Source organism: Nonomuraea jabiensis (assembly GCF_014204795.1).
GTDB classification, from domain to species: Bacteria; Actinomycetota; Actinomycetes; order Streptosporangiales; family Streptosporangiaceae; genus Nonomuraea; species Nonomuraea jabiensis.
This window is the reverse complement of record NZ_JACHMB010000001.1, coordinates 8,894,761-8,913,684: the sequence shown is the minus strand read 5'-3', so window position 1 is coordinate 8,913,684 and position 18,924 is coordinate 8,894,761. Positions and strand designations below refer to the sequence as shown.

The 18,924-nt window shown below is 72.0% G+C and carries 14 protein-coding genes and 1 pseudogene; 9 read left to right on the top strand and 6 right to left on the bottom strand.

Annotated features, from left to right (window positions below; translation table 11 throughout):
* Positions 1-38 precede the first annotated feature (38 nt).
* Positions 39-2,537, top strand: coding sequence for a caspase family protein (locus HD596_RS40570; RefSeq protein WP_185074742.1), 2,499 nt, complete (start codon positions 39-41; stop codon positions 2,535-2,537).
* 52 nt (positions 2,538-2,589) lie between these two features.
* Here HD596_RS40570 and HD596_RS40565 read toward each other — a convergent pair whose 3' ends face one another.
* Positions 2,590-3,321 carry a Stf0 family sulfotransferase gene (locus HD596_RS40565; protein WP_185074741.1) on the bottom strand — a complete coding sequence of 244 codons (732 nt, stop codon included), beginning with the start codon at positions 3,319-3,321 and terminating at the stop codon, positions 2,590-2,592.
* Here HD596_RS40565 and HD596_RS65790 point away from each other — a divergent pair.
* Positions 3,320-3,847, top strand: a pseudogene (locus tag HD596_RS65790) (DUF4132 domain-containing protein); the annotation flags it as partial. The gene HD596_RS40565 and the pseudogene HD596_RS65790 overlap by 2 nt on opposite strands.
* Positions 3,848-4,142: 295 nt before the next feature.
* Positions 4,143-4,982: a hypothetical protein gene (locus HD596_RS62575; protein ID WP_185074740.1), complete on the top strand. Its 840-nt coding sequence runs from the start codon at positions 4,143-4,145 to the stop codon at positions 4,980-4,982.
* Here HD596_RS62575 and HD596_RS40550 read toward each other — a convergent pair.
* Positions 4,939-5,343 (bottom strand): ester cyclase, encoded by a 405-nt coding sequence (locus HD596_RS40550; RefSeq protein WP_185074739.1) that lies wholly within the window; start codon positions 5,341-5,343, stop codon positions 4,939-4,941. The two genes, HD596_RS62575 and HD596_RS40550, sit on opposite strands and share 44 nt — an antisense overlap.
* A gap of 86 nt (positions 5,344-5,429) precedes the next feature.
* Between HD596_RS40550 and HD596_RS40545 the strand changes: the two genes are divergently transcribed.
* Positions 5,430-5,888 (top strand): MarR family winged helix-turn-helix transcriptional regulator, encoded by a 459-nt coding sequence (locus HD596_RS40545; RefSeq protein WP_185074738.1) that lies wholly within the window; start codon positions 5,430-5,432, stop codon positions 5,886-5,888.
* A 66-nt stretch (positions 5,889-5,954) separates the two neighbouring features.
* Entirely contained in the window at positions 5,955-7,181 is a 1,227-nt protein-coding gene (locus HD596_RS40540) for an MFS transporter (protein ID WP_185074737.1), read from the top strand.
* 4 nt (positions 7,182-7,185) lie between these two features.
* Here the strand turns inward: HD596_RS40540 and HD596_RS40535 are convergent, their stop codons facing one another.
* Positions 7,186-8,553 carry a M20/M25/M40 family metallo-hydrolase gene (locus HD596_RS40535; protein WP_185074736.1) on the bottom strand — a complete coding sequence of 456 codons (1,368 nt, stop codon included), beginning with the start codon at positions 8,551-8,553 and terminating at the stop codon, positions 7,186-7,188.
* Entirely contained in the window at positions 8,543-9,712 is a 1,170-nt protein-coding gene (locus HD596_RS40530) for an MFS transporter (protein WP_221519742.1), read from the bottom strand. Before HD596_RS40530 ends, HD596_RS40535 begins: the two co-directional genes overlap by 11 nt.
* A 93-nt stretch (positions 9,713-9,805) precedes the next feature.
* Between HD596_RS40530 and HD596_RS40525 the strand changes: the two genes are divergently transcribed.
* Positions 9,806-12,601 carry a helix-turn-helix transcriptional regulator gene (locus tag HD596_RS40525; RefSeq protein WP_185074735.1) on the top strand — a complete coding sequence of 932 codons (2,796 nt, stop codon included), beginning with the start codon at positions 9,806-9,808 and terminating at the stop codon, positions 12,599-12,601.
* Here HD596_RS40525 and HD596_RS40520 read toward each other — a convergent pair.
* Positions 12,598-14,469 carry a WD40 repeat domain-containing protein gene (locus HD596_RS40520; protein ID WP_185074734.1) on the bottom strand — a complete coding sequence of 624 codons (1,872 nt, stop codon included), beginning with the start codon at positions 14,467-14,469 and terminating at the stop codon, positions 12,598-12,600. The two genes, HD596_RS40525 and HD596_RS40520, sit on opposite strands and share 4 nt — an antisense overlap.
* 214 nt (positions 14,470-14,683) lie before the next feature.
* Complete coding sequence (locus HD596_RS40515) at positions 14,684-15,535, bottom strand: phosphotransferase enzyme family protein (RefSeq protein ID WP_185074733.1); 852 nt, start codon at positions 15,533-15,535, stop codon at positions 14,684-14,686.
* Positions 15,536-15,754: 219 nt separating this feature from the next.
* On the opposite strand from HD596_RS40515, the gene HD596_RS40510 reads away from it, so the two are divergent.
* The 3 genes from HD596_RS40510 (at position 15,755) to HD596_RS40500 (ending at position 18,894) form a co-directional block, all read left to right on the top strand.
* On the top strand, positions 15,755-16,504 hold the full coding sequence (locus HD596_RS40510) for an MFS transporter (protein WP_185074732.1): 750 nt from the start codon (positions 15,755-15,757) through the stop codon (positions 16,502-16,504).
* Positions 16,505-16,662: 158 nt separating this feature from the next.
* Positions 16,663-17,025, top strand: coding sequence for a hypothetical protein (locus tag HD596_RS40505; RefSeq protein ID WP_185074731.1), 363 nt, complete (start codon positions 16,663-16,665; stop codon positions 17,023-17,025).
* A gap of 156 nt (positions 17,026-17,181) precedes the next feature.
* Positions 17,182-18,894: a SpoIIE family protein phosphatase gene (locus tag HD596_RS40500; RefSeq protein WP_313046296.1), complete on the top strand. Its 1,713-nt coding sequence runs from the start codon at positions 17,182-17,184 to the stop codon at positions 18,892-18,894.
* Positions 18,895-18,924 lie beyond the last annotated feature (30 nt).

Here is an 18,924-nt window from a genome sequence, read left to right as displayed (position 1 = left end):
CGTCTTCGTGGTGTCCTGCGTTTGCCCGGAGGCGGCCCATGGTGAGTGAGACGGTGCGGTTGCGGCTACAGGTGATGGACGCGGCCGCGGATGCCCAAGAGCTGGACGAGGCCACGGCCAGGCTGCGGAACGAACTCCTCGAACTGGACGTGGTGGCCGGCGCCGCCGAGGCGGCAGAGGCCGCTGAAGGCACCAGGGCGGTCCTGTCGTTCACGCTCGGGGGCCTGGTGATCTCGCTGGTCGGTACGGAGTTGCTGGCCTCGATCGTGAACGCGGTGACCGCCTGGCTCAGCCGCCATCAGCACCGTTCGGTCAAGCTGGAGATCGACGGCGACGTGCTGGAACTGACCGGCATCCCGTCCACGGAGCAACGCGAGCTCACCGACGTATGGTTGCGCCGCCGCAAGCAGCCGGACGCACCCGGCCAGTCCGGCCGCCGCCTCGCGCTGATCGTGGCCAGCGACGAGTTCGGGGATCCCGGGCTGCGGCGGCTGCGGGCGCCCGCGTTCGACGCCGAGGCCCTGGCGAGGGTGCTGGGCGACGAGGCCATCGGCGGGTTCGACGTGCGCACGATGCTCAACGAGTCCACCGCCGACGTCAACGAAGCCGTGGAGGAGTTCTTCGCCGACTGTCACCCCGACGACCTGCTGTTGCTGCACTTCTCCGGCCACGGGGTCAAGGACGACAACGGCGAGCTGTATTTCGCCACGCCCAGCACCAAGCTCAACCGGCTCGGCGCCACCGCGGTGTCGGCGGAGTTCGTCAACCGGCGGATGGGCCGCAGCCGCAGCCGGCGCATCGTCCTGCTGCTCGACTGCTGCTACGCCGGCGCCTTCGCGCGGGGCGCGCTGCCGCGGGCGGGGACGGACGTGCACGTCGAGGAGCAGTTCGGCGGGCGCGGGCGGGTGGTCATCACCGCCTCCAACGCCCTGGAGTACGCCTTCGACGGGACCGACCTCGCCGACGCCCAGGAGACGACCTCGCCTTCGGTGTTCACCAGAGCGCTGGTCGAAGGGCTCGAGACCGGCGAGGCCGACCAGGACCAGGACGGCTATGTGGGCATCCACGAGCTGTACGACTTCGTCTACGACAAGGTCCGGGCCGTCACCGCCAAGCAGACGCCCGGGAAGTGGACGTTCGACGTACAGGGCGACTTGATCATCGCACGGCGCGGCCGTCCCGTGGATCGGCCCGCGCCGTTGCCGACCGAACTGCAGGAGGCCATCGACCACCCGATCGCCAAGATCCGGGAGGGTACGATCGGCGAATTGGAGCGGTTGCGGCGCAGCCGCCATGCCGGGCTCGCGCTCGCGGCGCGGCTGGCCCTGGAAGAGCTCGCGCACGACGACAGCCGATCCGTCTCGGCAGCGGCGTCACGCGCCCTCGGCCACCCCGCCGTCCACCCCGCCGCCCAGCCCGCCGTCCAGCCCGCCGTCCAGCCCGCCGTCCAGCCCGAGATCCTGCCGGATGATGCCGGCCGTGGGACATCCGCGGACGTCGGCCGCGCGGCGCCGGAGGCCGATCAGGCGTCCGACGGCGACGTGGAAGCCGACCAGGTTCGCGCGGCTGCTCAGGCTCCCGGCTCCTTGACCGAAAATCCTGGTGCGAGCAACGCCGCATCGGCGGACGTGGATTCCGACACGCCGCGCGGGCGGGCGTGGCTGCTCCTGGCACTGCGGGGATTGGCGCTGTTGTCGGGGCTGCTGCTGTTGCTCGGCCCGGAGCGCATGCCCTCGTACCCGCCCATGCTCAACCGCCCGGTCGTCACTGACTACGTCATCTGGTCGTGGTTCTTGATCGCCGCGGCATTCGGGGTCGGCCTGCTGCCGGAGGGCCGATGGCGCACCGTGAGCCTCGGCGCGTCCGCCGGTCTGGCCGCGCTGCACCTGGGCGTGTTCGCCCAGGTCAACACGCCTTTCAGCGCATCCGGACTGGTCGGCCCCACGGTATCCGCCCTGCTGATCCTGCTGGTCGCGTTCACGGAGACGGCCCTGGCCCAGCCCGGCCGCTGGTGGTGGAGAGCCGCAGGAGCCTTCGGCGGAGTGCTCGTACTGGTCATGATCATCATCAACCAGCAGTCCGCCCACGACATGATGGACGATCCCGGAGAAGAGGTCCCGTGGCGGGTGGTGTTCTCGGCCGCCGTGCTTCTGCTCGGCTTCTTCGTGACGCGGGTGGTCCTGCGCTGGCGGGCGGACGGGGCACGGCCGACACTCGTCCTGGGCATGACGGCCACGCTGCTGGTCGTCGCGGACGTGTGCAGCGTCTACCTGCGGAACACCGGCTCGGATCACCCGCAGATCCCGGCTTACGTGCCCGCCCTGCTGGTGCTGCTGCTCGTGTCCGCCCAGGCGCTCGAGGACTGGCCGGAACTGCTCGCGGCGGTCCAGCTCACCGTCATCGTGGGGCTCGGACACAACCTGGCGCTGGTCGAGATCTCGCCGGTGTTCGTGACGGTGCTTTTCGTCGCCGCGGCCTGCTCTGCGGCAGCGGTCTACCTGCCCGGCAGACGCCTGCACCCGAGCCGCCGTCCTTGAGCGCTTGTGGCGAAGCACGCCGGGGCGGGCGCGGGCGGTTCGGCGCCACGGCTCACAGAGGACGCGCCGCGAGAGACGCCCGCAGAGCGAGCGCCCACTTCTCGTTCACCTCGTCGGCCTGCTTCTGGTGGACCGACTTGGGCTGCCACCCTGGGGGTAGGTCAACCCGCAGTCGAGCGGCGATCCCTTCGACGACCGCGCCCGGATCGCCCACCAACTGCTCGTAGGTGACCTCGTGCGGTGAGACTCCCTGACAGCGGAACCAGGATTCCCATGCCTGGTTGTGGTCACGGATGGTCTCCAGCAGCCGGCGCATCTCATCGAGGTTCTCGTGCGGCCGCCGCGACGCCACGTCGCCCTGTTGCCAGTAGCCCGTCTGTTCGGCCCGAGACCAGGAGACTGCCTGGCCGAGCAGATCCTCGCGCCGTAGGTGGATCAACGTCAGCGGCCCGAGTGCGCGTTCCAGAGTCGCGAGGTCCGTCTCGTCGCGGGACCCCCGGAGTCCGTCCGTGACCCGCTCCAGCGAACCCCACATGATCCGGACACCGAAGACGCCGTTCTCGGTGCGGGCCACGTCGGAAACAGCCCTGACGAAGTCCCGGTAGTCGCGTGCCCTCGCGCCCTCGGTCGGCACGCCGAGGCGCTGAGCCCAGGTCGCCTCGTCCGGTTCGCGGAAATAGGACTCGGGCCGGCCGAGTACTCCCGTTGAGCTCAGCAGGCTGCACAACAACGTGCTTCCGGTCCGCGGGGTCCCGCAGAGGATGTAGCCGGACGGCACCGCCATGGTCGGAGGCTACGGCAATGGCGCGCACGGATTCAATGATCAGTTTCCCGCCGAATGTCGTAGGGATGATCAAGAATGGCGTGCCATGGGATGGATCGCGATCGCGACGGGCCACGCGCTCACCGTCGAGGGGACGCGGCGGCCGGTGCTCGCCTGCCGGACGGCCGCGGGCCGCGTGCCGGCCAAGGTGCCCGCCGGCGTCAGGAAGGATCCGGCCGCGGTACGGCTCGCCGCCCTCTGCGACCGGCTCGGCGAGCACGCGCGGGTGGTGCGCGACCGGGTCGAGTCCTGGATGGTGCGGTCGCTGCCCGTCCCGGCCGCGGTGTTCCCCGCCGTGTGGGACGACCCGGTGTGGCGCGAGACGCTCACCGACCTGGTCATCGCCCCGATCGTCGCCCCGGTCGTCGAGGGGGCCCCCGACCTCGGCCGCTGCGCGCTCCTGCGCGAGGGCGCGTGGACGGGCGCGGACGCCTTCGCGATCCCGCACCCGCTGCTGCTCGGCGACGAGCTGCCCGTCTGGCGGGGACGGAACCTCACGCAGGTCGTCGAGCAGGTACGCCGCGAGGTGTGGACGCGTCCCGCGGGCATGGACCGCAGGTTCGGCGTGGTCGACACCTTCGCGTACCTGGACGCCCGGTACGAGAGCGGCGGCGCGTTCGAGCGCCGCGTGCACGAGCTGGGCGGGCGCATCAAGGGGGACAGGGCGCGGTTCACCGTTCACCCGCAACCGCGCCGTCGAGCTGCGGACCTGCCGCGGCTGGGGCGACCCGGACCGGCTCCGGCGGGCGCTCGACCTGATCGCCGAGAACGGCCCGCCGCCCGTGGACCGGGAGGCGACCGTACGGGCGTTCGCCGAGGCCACCGGCCTGTCACCGGCCCAGTGCCTGATCCTGCTGTCCACCTCGGCCCGCACGCTCTCCTGGCCGGACGGCTGGGCGCGGGGCCGCGTCGCCGCCTTCCGCGAGGGCGACGCCGCCCGCGCCCGCGAGCTCGGCCTGACCGAGATCGAGCTGCGCGTCGCCGCGCTCTCCCTGGAGGCGCTCACCACCACCGACGAGGCCGTCGAGGTCGCCGAGCTGCTCATGCCCGACGACCCCGCCGACCTCTGGCGTACGGGCCCCGACCTGGACCGGGCGGTCGCGTACTGGACGGAACGCCACCCGAGGCTCACCCCGCTCACCTCCGAGCAGTGGGTCACGCTCGCCTCCAGCGCCGAGGACGCCCTGGAGGCGCTGATCGCCCTGCTCGGCGAGCGTCCGTCCGTGCCGCCGCTGGGCCACATCGCCCGCGCCGCGAGGCTCCTGGCCGACCGCCTGCCCAAGGGCCACCCCGCCCATACGACCGCCGCCGCCCGCCTGCGTGACCTGCGCGAACACGTCACCGGCCCGGACACGACCCTGCCCGTCGCCACCGGGGTCACCTCGGTCGCGGCCCTGGAACGAGCCGCCGGAGCGACCGCGGCCCACCTCCCGGAGAGCAGGCTCGCCATCGGCGAGGCCCTCACCCTGGAGCCCGCCGGGGACGGCTACCGCGTCCACCTCCGCCCGTCCCGCCGGCCCGACCTGGACGCGCTGGCCCCGGCGCTCCGCCGCGGCGGCGCCACCGGGGTCGCCCTGGTCATGGAGGACCTGCGGTTCCTGCGTTCGTCCGGGCGGCCGTGAGGGAGCTGGAGTCGATGACCGGCCAGATCTCGGCCACCTTGCCGTTCTCCATGCGGAAGAAGACGCAGGCGCGCACCTCCAGCCGCCTGCCGGTGGGCGGGAAGCCGAAGAAGTCTCCCTCGTGCGTGCCCCGTAACGTCCACCGGCTGGCCACCCGGTCGCCTTCGGCGATCAGGTCCTCGAGGTCGAAGCGCAGGTCGGGCAGCGCCGAGCGGAGGTAGCGGGCGGTCTTCTTGAGCGCCTCGGGGCCGGTGACCTCGCCGCTCCGGGGCGCGAAGCCGGGGCCGACGATCTCGTCGGCGACGTCGAGGTCGCCGGCGTTGAGCACCTCATCGTAGAAGCGCCTGATGACATCCTTCATCTGCCATCCTTCCGGTAAGCTAGCCACTAGAGAACCATATCTCTAGTTTTCCTAGATATTTGGAACGCTAAGGAGTTTGGATGGGGATGTCAAGGCGTGCCGAGCTCGTGGCCCAGCTGCTCGACGCGCTGCGCCGGACCAACGCGCTGTCGGTGGCGATGAGCCAGGGCGCCGCGGAGCGGATCGGCGTCAACACCACCGACCTGCACTGCCTCAACCTGCTCAGCGACGGCCCGCTGACCGCGAGCGAGCTGGCCAGGCGGGCGGGCATCACGACCGCGTCCGTCACCGGGGTGATCGACAGGCTGGAGGCGGTGGGGTACGTACGGCGCGAGCGCGACCGCGCCGACCGCCGCAAGGTCGTGGTGACGCTCCAGACCCGGGAGGCCGCGCAGGTGATCGCCCCGGTGTTCGCCCCGTTCGTACGGGCGTGGCGCGGCGCGCTGGACGGCTACACCGACGAGCAGCTGGAGCTGATCGCCGACTTCCTGGACAGGACGGAGGCGGTCTTCCAGTCAGAGGTCGGGCGCATGCGCGCGGAGTGACGTCAGGACGGTCCGGCAGAAAAACGCGTTGCCGTGGATGCCCTCACAACGTATGGTTTTGCGCTCGTGATCACAGTCGTGGAGCGAGTCCTCCCTGCCCGGCTAGGGACGGGATTCCGGTGGTTGCTGGCCTCGAGCTGGCTGACGAATCTCGGTGACGGGGTCGCCGCCGCCGCGGGCCCGCTGCTGATCGCGACGTTGACCCGCGACCCGCTGCTGATCTCGCTGTCGGCCCTGGTGGGCTGGGCGCCGCCGCTGCTGTTCAGCCTGTATGCGGGCGTGCTGTCGGATCGGTACAACCGGCGCAGGATCGTGCTCGTCGCGAACGCGGTACGGGCCGTGGTGCTGGCGGCGCTCGTCACGCTCATGGTGACCGGCACCGTGACCGTGGCGACGGCGCTGGTGGCGCTCACCCTCCGCTCGATCGCCGAGGTGTTCGCCGACAACGCGACGGCCACGCTGACGCCCATGATGGTCGGCAAGGATGACCTCGCCATCGCCAACGCCCGCCTGGGCACGGGATTCATCACCCTCAACCAGCTCGCCGGGCCGCCGATCGGCGCGGCGCTGTTCGGCCTGGGCTTGACCTGGCCGTTCGCGAGCCAGTTGCTGCTGGTGGTGGCGGGGATCGTGCTGGTCTCCCGGATCACGCTGCCGCCGCACGGCCGGCAGGCCGACGACCCCAGGCCCAACACCGTACGGGAGCTCATCGCCGGGTTCAGCTGGACCATCCGGCACGCGGCGGTCCGCACGCTGGCGCTCACCATCCTGATCTTCAACTTCACGTTCGGCGCGGCCTGGTCGGTTCTCGTCCTCTACATCCAGGAGCAACTCGGCCTCGGCGCCATGGGCTTCGGCCTGATGACCACCATCGGCGGGATCGGCGGCCTGATCGGCACCGGCCTGTACGGGGCCATCACCCGCAAGGTCAGCCTCGGCGCCCTGATGCGGATCGGGCTCATCATCGAGACGTTCACCCACCTGGGCCTGGCCCTGACCCATTCGCCGTGGGTCGCCGGGGGCATCTTCCTGGCCTTCGGCGCGCACGCGTTCATCTGGGGCACGACCTCGGTCACCGTCCGCCAGCGCGCGGTCCCGCGCGAGCTGCAGGGCCGGGTGGGCAGCGTCAACGCCATCTGCGTCTACGCCGGTCTGGTGGTCGGCTCGCTGATCGGCGGCGTCCTGGCCACCCGCTTCGGTGTCGCGGCGCCGTTCTGGTTCGCCTTCGCCGGTTCCGCGGTGTTCGTGGTGCTGCTGTGGCGGCAGCTCATGCTCATCGCCCACGACGACTGAGGCCTCACCGGCCCGGACGAGGCCAGTCGTCGAGTTCGGCGAGTTCGGCGAGCAGGAATGCCTCGGCGAGGCAGGCGCGTTCGAAGTCGGCCAGGTGCAGGTTCTCGTCGGTGCTGTGGGCGCGGGCGGCCGGATCGCCTCCCGGGCTCGTGATGAGGACGGCTGCTTCCGGGTATGCGGCGGCGAATTCCGCGACGAAGGGGATGGCGCCGCCGCCTCCGAGCTCGACCACCTCGGCGCCGAAGGCCCGCTGGTAGGCGCGGCGTGCCGCGTCGAAGGCGGGGCCTCGGGTGTCGGCCGCGTACGGCTGCGCGAGCTCCGCCTCGGTGACCTCCACCTTCGCGCCCCAGGGCGTGTGCTCGCGCAGGTGCCTGGCCAGGGCCGCGCGGGCCCGTACCGCGTCGTCGCCCGGCGCGAGGCGCAGGCTCACCTTGGCCCGGGCGGACGCGGTGAGGGCGTTGGCGGCCCCTGACACGGGGGGCGCGTCGATGGCCAGGACGGTCGCCGCGGGTCCGGTCCAGACCCGTTCGGCGATGGTGCCCGAGCCGAGGAGCCTGACGCCGTCGAGCACGCCCGCCTCGGCCCGGAACCGTTCGGCGGGGTAGGCCGTGCGCGGCGGGCGGCCGGTGACCATGCCGTCCACCGCGACGTGGCCGTCCTCGTCGTGCAGGGTGGCGAGCAGGCGGCACAGTACGGTGAGCGCGTCGGGGGCGGCCCCGCCGTACGTGCCGGAGTGCACGCTCTCGGCCAGCGTCCGCACCTCGACGACGCAGTTGGCCAGGCCGCGCAGCATGGTGGTGAACGAGGGGACGCCTGCTTCGACGTTCTCCGAGTCGGCGAGCATGATCACGTCGGCGGCGAGCCTGTCACGGTGCCGGTCGAGGAAGGCGCCGAGCGTGGGAGAGCCGATCTCCTCGTCACCCTCGATGACGACGACGACCCCGACCGGCGGACGCCCGGCGTGGGCGCGCAGCGCGGCCAGGTGGGTGGCGATTCCCGCCTTGTCGTCGGCGGATCCGCGGCCGTACAGCCGACCGCCGCTTTCGCGCGGCTCGAACGGCCCGCTCGACCACAGGGCCGGATCGCCGGCGGGCTGCACGTCGTAGTGGGCGTACAGCAGCACGGTGGGACGGCCGGGTGGTGCGGGGCAACTGGCGAGGACCACCGGCCGGCCGCCGGGGACGTCGTCCAGGATCCGCACCTCCTGCGCGGCGCCGGCGCGGAAGAGCCGTGCCGTCAGCTCCGCGCAGCGGCGCAGGTCCCCGGCGGCGGCCGGGTCGGCGCTCACCGACGGGATGCGGATGAGGGCCTCGAGGTCGGCTCGTACGCCTGGCAGCGCCTTCTGAACAGCGCGCCGCAGGTCATCGTTCATTGGTGGGCTTCCTTTCCGATCGGGTGTCGAGCCAGGAGGGCAGAAGGGCGAGGGCCAGCACCGCGGCGATCAGCGCGAACCCCGCCGGATATCCCGCGGGCCCGGCCACGAGGCCGAACCCGACGGCGCCGATCCCCATCCCGCCGTCGTAGGCGAGGTTCCACAGCGCGCTCACCCGGCCGAACGCGGAGGAGGGGGACCGGGCGAGCATCAGCACCAGGGTCACGTTCTGGGCGGCGCCGAACCCGGCACCGAAGAGCGCCGCCCCCGCGATCACCGCGTAGGGGTTGTCGAGCCAGACGATCCCGGCCATCCCGACGACCGCGGCGATCACCGCCGGCACCAGCAGGACGGACTGGCCGTGGCGGTCGCCGTACCGGCCGGCCGCCCACCGTGCGAGCGGCATCGCGCAGGAGTGCGCGAGCAGCGCCGTCGCGGCCGTCCCCGGCGAGCCGGCGGGGACGGCCAGCGGCAGGAACGTCAGCAGCACGCCGGCCGCCGTCGTGATCGCCGCGAAGACGACGGCGGGCCGGGCGAGACCGGCGTGGCGCAGAGCGCGAAGGACGCCCCCGTGCTGCTCGACCGGCGCCGCCCTCGCGGGCAGCCCGGGAATCCCGATGAGCGCGAGCAGCGCCAGCCCCGTCCCCGCGAGGAAGACCGGCCCGTAGCCGATGAGCGGAACCAGCCACAGGCCGGTCGGCAGCCCCAGGATCGCGGGGATCCCGACGGCCACGCCGTACGCGCCGAGTGCCTCGCCCCGGCGCTGGGCCGGGGCCAGCTCGGCCACCATGGCGGGGCCCACCACGACCACGATGGCCAGGCCGGCCCCGCGCGCCAGGCTCGTGGCCAGCACCATCGGCAACGCGGAGGACAGGACCAGCAGGGCCGGGGGCAGGCCGAGAAGCAGGACGCCCAGCGCCATGCCGGCGCGGTAGCCGTACCTGGCCAGCAACGCCGGCATGACCAGTTCCATGAGCACCGTCGCCAGCATGGTGACGCCGGTGGACAGCCCGGCGCCGGTCTCCCCCGAACCGCCTGATGCCGCGTACAGCGGAACGATGGGGACAAGCAGGTAGAAGCTCGTCATCGAGGCGAGCGAGGTCACTCCCAGGAGGACCATCGGACGGCTGAGCAGCGGTCGCGTACCGGTTCGGAGCACCGGGTCAGCTTCGCCGGAACGGCGGCCAGGCGGATCGGGCGAATGCCCTATCCGGCATCCCTAGTTTTCATCCCGGTCTGAGAGCCTGTGTCCATGGTCTTCGTAGGCAGGGACGCGGAGCTGGCCGCGCTGGGCGAGCGCTACGCCCATGCCCGGGAAGGCTCTTCCTCCACCGTGCTGCTCGGCGGCGAGGCCGGGGTGGGCAAGACCCGGCTGATCACCGAGTTCGCGGCGCCGCTGGCAGGAGAGGCCTGGCTGCTCTCGGGCGACTGCCCGCAGGTGGGCGGGAACGGCCTGGCGTTCGCGCCGTTCACCGCCATGCTGCGCCGGCTGCTGCGCGAGATCGGCGTGGCCGGCTTTCTCCGTCTCCTGCCTCGTGGCGAGCCGGGTGAGCTGGGCAGGCTGCTGCCGCTCCTGGGCCGGCCCGCCGGCGACGGCGATCCCGCCCTGACGCAGGCGCGGCTGTTCGAAGAGTTCCTCACCCTCTTCGAGAACCTCGCCGAGGAGCGGCCCCTGGTGATCGTCGCCGAGGACGCGCACTGGAGCGATCGCTCCAGCCGGGAGCTGCTCGACTTCCTCATCAGGAACCAGCAGGCGGCCGCGGCCTTCCTCCTGGTCGTGTCCTACCGGAGCGACCACCTGCACCGGACGCATCCGCTCCGCCCGGTGCTGGCCGAATGGGACCGCAGGCCCTGGACGACCCGGATGGACCTCGGCCGGCTCGGCAGGGGCGAGGTGGTCCGGCAGCTTCGCGGCCTGCTCGGCGGCGAGCCGGCTCCTGCCGTCATCGAGGACGTCTTCCGGCGCAGCGAGGGCAACCCGCTGTTCGTCGAGGCACTGTCGGCCCGGGCGGGCGCGCCGGTGCCCGCGTCCATCCGCGACCTGCTGATCACGCCGCTCGACAGCCTGCCACGGGAGACGCGGCGGGTGGTCCACGCCGCGGCCGTCGGCGGCGCCCGGATCGGCCACGCGCTGCTGCGCACCGTCACCGGGCTGGACGACGCCGCGCTCACCGACGCGCTGCGCCCCGCGGTGAGCGCGAACCTCCTCCTGATCGAGGAGGAGGTGTACGCGTTCCGCCACACGCTGATCCAGGAGGTGCTCCACGACGACGTGCTCCCCGGCGAACGCGGGCACCTCCACGCGCGCTACGCCGAAGCCCTGGAGACGGACCCGGAGCTCGCTCCGCTGGGCCGGGCGGCGTACGAGTCCGCCCTGCACTGGCACGCCGCCAAGCGCCATCCGGCCAGGACGCTGGCGGCCGCGCGCCGCGCCGCCGCCGAGGCCGCGGCGTCCCTGGCGCACGCGGAACACCTGCACCTGCTGCTCCGCGTGCTGGAGCTGTGGGATCAGGCGCCCGATCCGGCCACCTCCAAGGCTGACGTGCTCGACGAAGCGATCCGCGCCGCCATCGCCGCGGGCGAGAACTCGACCGCCGTCCAACTCGTCGAGACCGCGCTCTCGGCCGGTGCCGATCCCGCGCGCGCCGGCTGGCTGATCGCCCACCGCGGCGAACTGCGCCACCTCCTCGGCGTGCCGGGCGATCTGGACGATCTACGCGAAGCCGCACGGCTCACGCCGGGCGCGGATCCGGCCCGCGCGACCGTACTCAATCTGCTCGCCAACCGCCTCCTCACGGTCCCGCTGGAAGAGGAGGGCCGCGTCGCCGCCCGCGAGGCGCTGGAGGCGGCGCGGGCCGCGGGCGACGCCAGGGCCGAGGTCATCGCCACCGTCAACCTGACGTACGCGCGGGCCCGCGCCGGCGACCTCGACGCCCAGCTGCCTCACCTGGTCAACGCCCAGGCGACGGCCCTGCGCATCGGCGACCAGGGCGCGCTCCTGCACGCCTATCGCTGTGAGGCGGACGTCCTGCAGGGAACCGGCAGGTACGCGGAGGCGGCCGAGGCGGCCCGCCAGGGACTCGCCGCCGCCACGCGGGCGGGCCTGGCCCGCACCGCGGGTCCGGTCCACGCGGGTAACCTCGCGGAGGCGCTGATCGCGCTGGGCCGGTGGGACGAGGCCGCCGAGATCGTCGAGCACGCGCTCCAGGTCACCCCGACACCGAGCCTCAGCGCGTACCTGATGGTGCTGGCCGGCACGATCGCGCTGGCCAGAGGCGACCTCGGAGCCGCCGAGCACGCCACGGCCCACGCCCGCGACGTCTTCACCAGAGGCACGTCCTATGCCCAGGACCACCTCTTGCTGGTGCGCCTGGAAGTGGATCTACGCAAGGCGCAGGGGCGCACGGCGGACGCCGCGCACCTCGTGGAGGAGGCGCTGAACAGCGGAGGAACGAGCCCACGCTACCTGTGGCCCGTGATCGAAGCGGGCGCGTCCCTGCCCGTGCCCGGCCTGCCCGGGACCGCGGCCGCGTTGCCGGTGATCGGTCCCGTCCAGGAAGCCCACCGCCTCGCCTGCACCGCCGAGACCGGACAGCCGGACCTCTGGCCAGGCGTCGCGGCCGCCTGGAGGGACCTTCGTCAGCCCTACCCGCAGGCTCTGGCCCTCCTGCGAGCCGCCGAACACGCCGCGGAAGCGGGAGACCGCGCCGCGGCCTCCTCCCATCTGACCGCCGCCGCCCGGGAGGCTGGCCGTCTGCGGGCAGAGCCCTTGAACACCCGGATCGAACGGCTGGCGCGCCTGGCCCGGATCCCGCTCGTCGCGCGGGAGGAGACCGGCCTGGCCGAGGGAGCCGGCTTCGGCCTCACGCCGCGCGAGCGGGACGTGCTGCGCCTGCTCGCCGACGGCCGCACCAATCGGCAGATCGCCGAGGAGCTGTTCATCTCGGTCAAGACGGCGGGGGCGCATGTGAGCAACATCCTCGCCAAGCTCGGCGTACGCAGCCGCGTCCAGGCCGCCACGGCCGCCCACCGGCACGAGCTGATCTAGTCGTTCTGACCCGGGGGTGCCGGGGTGCTGGTGAACACGGCGATGTCGCGGTCGAAACAGACGATGACGTGTCCGTCCTCGCTGATCGCCGCCGCTGTCACGGGTTTGGGGAAGTGCAGGTCGGGGCCGATCTGCCGGCGGGTGGTGAGGTTCCATACGCGTACCGTCTGGTAGCTGGTGGTCACAGCGATGGGTTGACCTTCCACTGTGGCCGTGGCGACCGCATCGGTCGCTCCGGCGGGAAGCCTGCCGAGGGCGTCGCCCGTGGCCAGGTCCCCTATCCTCACGGGGTCTGAGCTGCTGTCGCTGACGATGATCGCGGCCGGCCGATCGCCGATGGTGGTGGCGGCGAGGTGTCGCACGGATCCGGCGGGCCCGTCCGTGGGGACGGTGGTGGTCGGCCGGTTGGTGGTGAGCTCGAGTACCTGGAGGCTGCCGTCTTCGGTGACGGTCAGGGCGACTGGCCGGCCGTCGAACTCCACTACGGCGGCCATGCAGACGGCGTGGCCATGACCGGTGAACGGCCCGCCTGTCTGCGTCCCCGAGCGGAGATCCCATACGCGGACGGTCTTGTCGTAGCTGCCGGTGACCATCACCGGTCGGTCGCCAACCGGCGCGGCGGCAATGGCGGTGACCGTGTCGGTGTGACCGGTGAGCGGATCACCGGCCTGCTCGCCGGTGGCCAGATCCCACACTCGGACGGTCCTGTCGTCGCTGCCGGTCAGGGCGACAGGGCGTCCGTCAAGCACCGTGGTGGCGACGGCATGGACCCAGCTGGTGTGGCGGGTCGGGGGCTCGTCGACTCGGCGCCCTGACGACAGGTCCCACATCCGTACCGTGTGATCGTCGCCGGCGGAGACGGCCACCGGCCGCCCGTCCACCACCGCCGTCGCGACCGCCCGAACCTGATCGGTGTGCCCCGTGAGCGGCTTGCCGATGTGCCGGCGTGACTCCAAATCCCAGATCCGTACTTTTCCATCGATGCCGCCGGAAACGGCCACCGGGCGCCCGTCGAGAACCGTGGTCGCAACCGCCTTCACAAAGCCGGTGTCGCCCTTGAACGGTTCGCCGAGCTGCCGGCCTGACCTCAGATCCCACAAGCGCAGGGTTCCGTCGTCCGCACCGCTGGAAATGGCCACCGGCAGATCGTCCACCACCGTGGTCACGACCAGCTCGACGTCGTACCCGTGGCCCCTCAGCGGTTTTCCGATCCGCCGGCCGGACTTCAGATCCCACAGACGTAAAGTGCGGTCGGCGCCGCCGGAGACGGCCACCGATCGGCCATCCACCACCGTGGTCGCAACCGCTGTGACCCAGCCGGTGTGACCTCTGAACGGCTGGCCGATCTGCTCGCCTGACCGCAGATCCCACACGCGTACGGTCTTGTCGTCACCGCCGGAAACTCCCACCGGCCGCCCGTCCACCACCGTGGTCGCAACCGCTTTGACCCAGCCGCCGTGGCCCTTGAACGGCTCGCAGACTTGCTGACCGGACATCAGATCCAGCACCCGCACGATCCCGGTGTTGCCGCCAACGAAGACTGCCACCGGCCGCCCGTCCAGGACCGTCGTCGCCAGGGACTCCACGTAGTCGTAGTCGGCGCGGCCGGTGAACGGCTGACCGATCTGCCGGCCTGACGTCAGGTCCCACAGGCGCAGGGTCCGATCGCGACCGCCGGTGACCGCCACCGGCCGCCCGTCCACGACCATGGTCGTAACCGCCCACACCCGATCGGTGTGGCCGGTTCGTGGCACCCCGACCGGCTCACCGAACGCCAGGTCACTCGCTGGGCGACTGCTCCACGCCAAGGACCACCGCGCGTTCTTGGTGAACGGGACCCGGGCCGCGTCCGATCGAGAAGAAGACATGGCGGAGATGCTAGCCGCCACCCCTGACGAAGATCAGCGGAGCGAGAAGACACCCGCCCTTGATCGCCGCCGGCCGGGCGCAGTCATCTAACCGCGGGCGAGCCCGAGTGGACCCCGCCCTGGCAACGCAGGGGCAGTGACGAGCACGCGGCAGGGAAGGCGCCTGGTCGCCTTGGCGTCCGCGACGTTGGCGCACGACCCCGGAGGTCTGTGATCAGCCAGGTGTCTCCAGTCCTTCGCGATCGAGCGCCGCTCGGATCTGGCTGAGCCACTCTGTGCCCAGCTGGCGCCCGTTCGGGAGTTGGTCGCCTCGATCCCAGCGCCACGTGGTGATCATCGTCAGCACGAGGATCCGGCACTCGCGCAGCAGCCCTTGATCGACACCCGGATAGTGCTCGCCGACTTCGTCGGGCGCATGGGCGAGGTCGAACTCGACGGGCCCACGGCAACACGTCTCCAGGTCTATGAACAGCAGCCCGTTCTTGGTGGTGAGCACGTTGCCCGGGTGCGGCTCGCCGTGCAGCAACTGCTCGGCGCCGCCGCGCTCGCCGATCCCTCGTCTCAGGCGTCGTAACGTGTCGCCGAGCAGCTCCCGGTCCGCGTCGGCGAGCGCCGGAGTGCGGTCGCGGTTCGCCACGAGTTGTTGAGCCTGCTCGACCCGATCCGTGAAGTGCGGCGTCGGGAGATCGAGCTTGCGCATGCCGGCGTGCAGCCGCTCGAGCGCATTGGCGTAGTCGGCCGGCGGGACCTCGCGAGCGGTCACGGGTTCGTAGTAGGTCCATAGCGTGACCGCGAAGCCGTCACGCTCGTGGACACGTGGCTCCACTCGAGGCTCGAGAGCAGCCACGGGGCACCCGGACTCGGCGAGCCGCTGAGCAAGCTCGACTTCGAACTGTGCGACCTGATCCGCTACTGGCGCCACCCGGGCCAGGACGTCACAAGGGAGCAGCCGCAGCGTGAGCTTGTTCGAGTTGTGAAGGACGATCGCGTCGTCGGCTGTCAGGCCGAGTGATGAGGCGATCGACGTGGCCGTAGTCACCGCACGCTGGACTTCTGACGCCTGCATCGTCGCCTGGCCTCTCTCCCCTGAACGCTGCCGTGCTCTCCGAGCGGTGTCACCTCCCGGCACCGTACCAAGTTGTCGGCAGACGTCTCGGGTCACAGCAGCATGAAGGCGATCACGTCCGGACCTGGGACCGCGATCGGCGCCTTTGTCATGGCCTGATCCTGACTGATCACGGCTGCGGCGCCACAGCGCCCGTGAAGGAGGGAGATCTCGCACCTCATGACGCTTCACCGTCTGTCCACGGCCGTCGAGCTCCTCCGTACCAACGGCCGCTATCGCCGGTACGCGCTGGCCAGGCTCACCTCGACCACCGGCACCACCGTGGCGCCGCTGGGGCTGGCCTTCGCCGTCATCCAGTCCGGTGGCGGGCCCGCCGCGCTGGGGTTCGTGTTGATGGGCGGGCTGCTCGTCTTCCTCGCGGTCACACCGGTCGCGGGGGTGGTGGCCGACCGGCTGCCACGGCTGTCCGTCATCGTGGCGTGCCAGCTCGTATGCGGGGTGAGCCAGTTCGTCGCACCTGGTCAAGGGCTGGTCACCTCGGCGATCGGTGTCGGGTTGGCGTGCGGGTCGATCACCTCGCTGCTCTTCCCGCCGGGCCGCGTCGGCCTGCTGTCGTGCGTCACCCCGATCCCCGAAGCGCTGCTCCTGGTCAGCATGGCATCGAACGCTCCGTTGCCCGTCCTCGCCGGCGCGGCCGTGCTGACCGGCGCGGCCGGAACGCTCCAGCTGATCGCCTGGACGTCGCATCTGCAGGAGGTCATCCCCGCCGAGCAGCTCAGCCGCATCGTGGCCACGAACGCCATGATCGGCACGCTCCTGGTGCCCGTCGCGTACTCGGTGGCGGGCCCCCTCGCTGATCTGGTCGGCGTGCGCGCCGTCCTCGCGGAATGCGCCGCCATCGTCCTGGGCGGTGCCGCAGCCGCAGCGTGCGTGCGCGAGGTACGACACGTGAACGCGCGTGTCGGCTGACCGGTGAGCGGGAACCGAACACAGATACGCATGGACACAGTAAGTAATGGCACGGATACTCATCGTGTCAGACCCTTTGCCCCCCGCGACCAACCCATCACTCTGAGTGCACGCTGCCCGGAGTAGTGGTCGTCAGGGGACACGACAGAAGGAGAACGATGCAGTCGAAGTGGTTCCTGACCCTCCCCCTCACCGTCCTCGCGGCGGGGGCGTGCCTGACGACGACCGCCGTCGCCAGCCAGGCGTCCGCACCGGTCCCCGCGGCCGCCCGCCCATCGGCTCTGCCACCCGGCTACCAGCTCGTCACCCTGCCCAACGCCAACGTCCCCAACTTCCAGCGCCGCACGCTCCTCTGCCCCGGCAACAAGAGGGTCCTCGGGGGCGGCGCCGAAGCGCGCGGCAACAGGGCGATCCTGGTCGGGTCGTTCCCCACCGATGACGGCCGCGGCTGGATCGGCATCGGCCGTCAGGACGGCTACAACGACGTCGGCATCAGCGTCTTCGCCATCTGCGCCGACTGATCTCCGGTCCACCCGGCCCCGGTCGCCCGTCGGCCGGGGCCCGGCCCATGCCTGGGGGCGGGACGGCGGGTGACGACGTTGGCCGGGCATATGCCGCGTTCCTCTAGGCTACCTGTGACAATGCAGGTCACCGGCACCAGGGAAGGAGCGCCGTCCGTGAACGTGCCAGCCGGCGATACCGGGGCGTCATGGACGGTGGACGGCACGCGGCTGACCCGCCTGCCCGACCTCTCCGACGCGGGAGCGTACGTGGTGGACGACAGCGGGCGGATCGTAGAGGTCACCGCCCAGACCGAACGGCTGCTGGGCCGCCCCGCCGCGGAGCTGCTGGGCCGGGACGCCCACGACCTGCTGCACCGCGGCAAGTACGGCGAGCCCATGCCGCGCAGCCGGTGCACGATGCGGCAGCCCCTCATCGTGGGCGGCACCGCGCAGGGCGAAGGGGATTGGTTCGAGCGCGGCGACGGCCAGCTGATGCGGATCTCCTGGATGGTCACCCCCTGCCGGCTCGAAGAGGGCCGGACGGGAGCGCTGGTGCTCTTCCACGAGACCCCCTCGTCCACGCCGCCCCCGCACGAGGCGGACGGCGCCGCGGCCTCGATGTCGCAGCTCGACCGGCTGGCCCTGCTCGCGGAGACGACCACGACGCTCACCTCCAGCCTGGACGTGGACGAGACGCTGCGCCAGCTCGTACGCCTGGTCCTGCCGCTGCTGGCGGACTGGGCGGTGATCGACCTGCTCACCGAGGAGGGCGGAGTGTCGCGGGCCGCCGTCGCGCACTACAAGGGCGGTCTCCTGACATACCGGGACGACCTGGAGGGGCCGATGCCGCCCGTTCCCGAGGAGTCGCCGATGCCCCTGTCGCGGGCGCTGCGCGGAGTCACCGCCACGCTCGTGAGCCCGGAAACGTACCAGGGACCTCCCGACTCGGGCATCGCGGTCGCTCAGCAGGAGCTGTTCCGGGAGACGGGCATGCACTCTGCGTGCATCGCGCCGATCCGCGGCGTGCGCGGCGTGGTCGGCGCCCTGACGCTGGGACGTTCCGGTCAGCCGGCGAAGTTCACGACCGCTGACCTGCTGCTGGTGGAGGACATCGCCCGCCGGGCGGGCCTGGCGCTGGACAACGCCCGCCTGTACGAGCGGCAGCGGCGGGTCGCCGAGACCATGCAGCGCCACCTGCTCCCCCTGCTGCCGTCGGTGCCCGGGCTGCAGATGAGCGCCTCCTACCGGCCCGCGCCCCACGCCTCGCAGGTCGGCGGCGACTGGTACGACTCCTTCGTCCTGCCCGACGGCGCCACGGCCCTGGTGATCGGCGACGTGATCGGCCACGACCTGGACGCCGCCGCCGGCATGGCGCAGGTCTGCAACATGCTGCGCGCCTATGCCGGCGCGGGCCAGGATCCGCCCAGCGTCGTCGTGGACCGGCTCGACCAGGCGGTGGCCCGCATGGCGCAGACCACGATGGCCACCGCCGTTCTGGCCCGGCTGGAGCGCCGCGACGACGGCGGATGGCGGCTGTGCTGGACCAACGCGGGCCACCCGCCGCCGCTGCTGGTGGAGCGGGACGGGCGGACCCGCTTCCTGGAGGAGGCGCAGGACCTGCTCCTGGGCACCGGCATCCCCACCGTCCGCGCCGACGCCGTCGCCGACCTGCCGCCTCTGTCCACGCTGGTGCTCTACACCGACGGCCTGATCGAGTCGCCGACCCGGACGCTGGACGAGGGGATGGCCCGGCTGAGCCGGTACGCCGCCTCGATGGCCCACCGGCCCGTCGCCTCGCTGGGCGACGTACTCATCGACCGCGTCCGCCCCGCGGACAACGACGACGACGTCGCCCTGCTCTCGGTGCGCATCCCGGACCACCCCTGAGGCGGAGACCCGGCGCCCGGACCAGAAGAC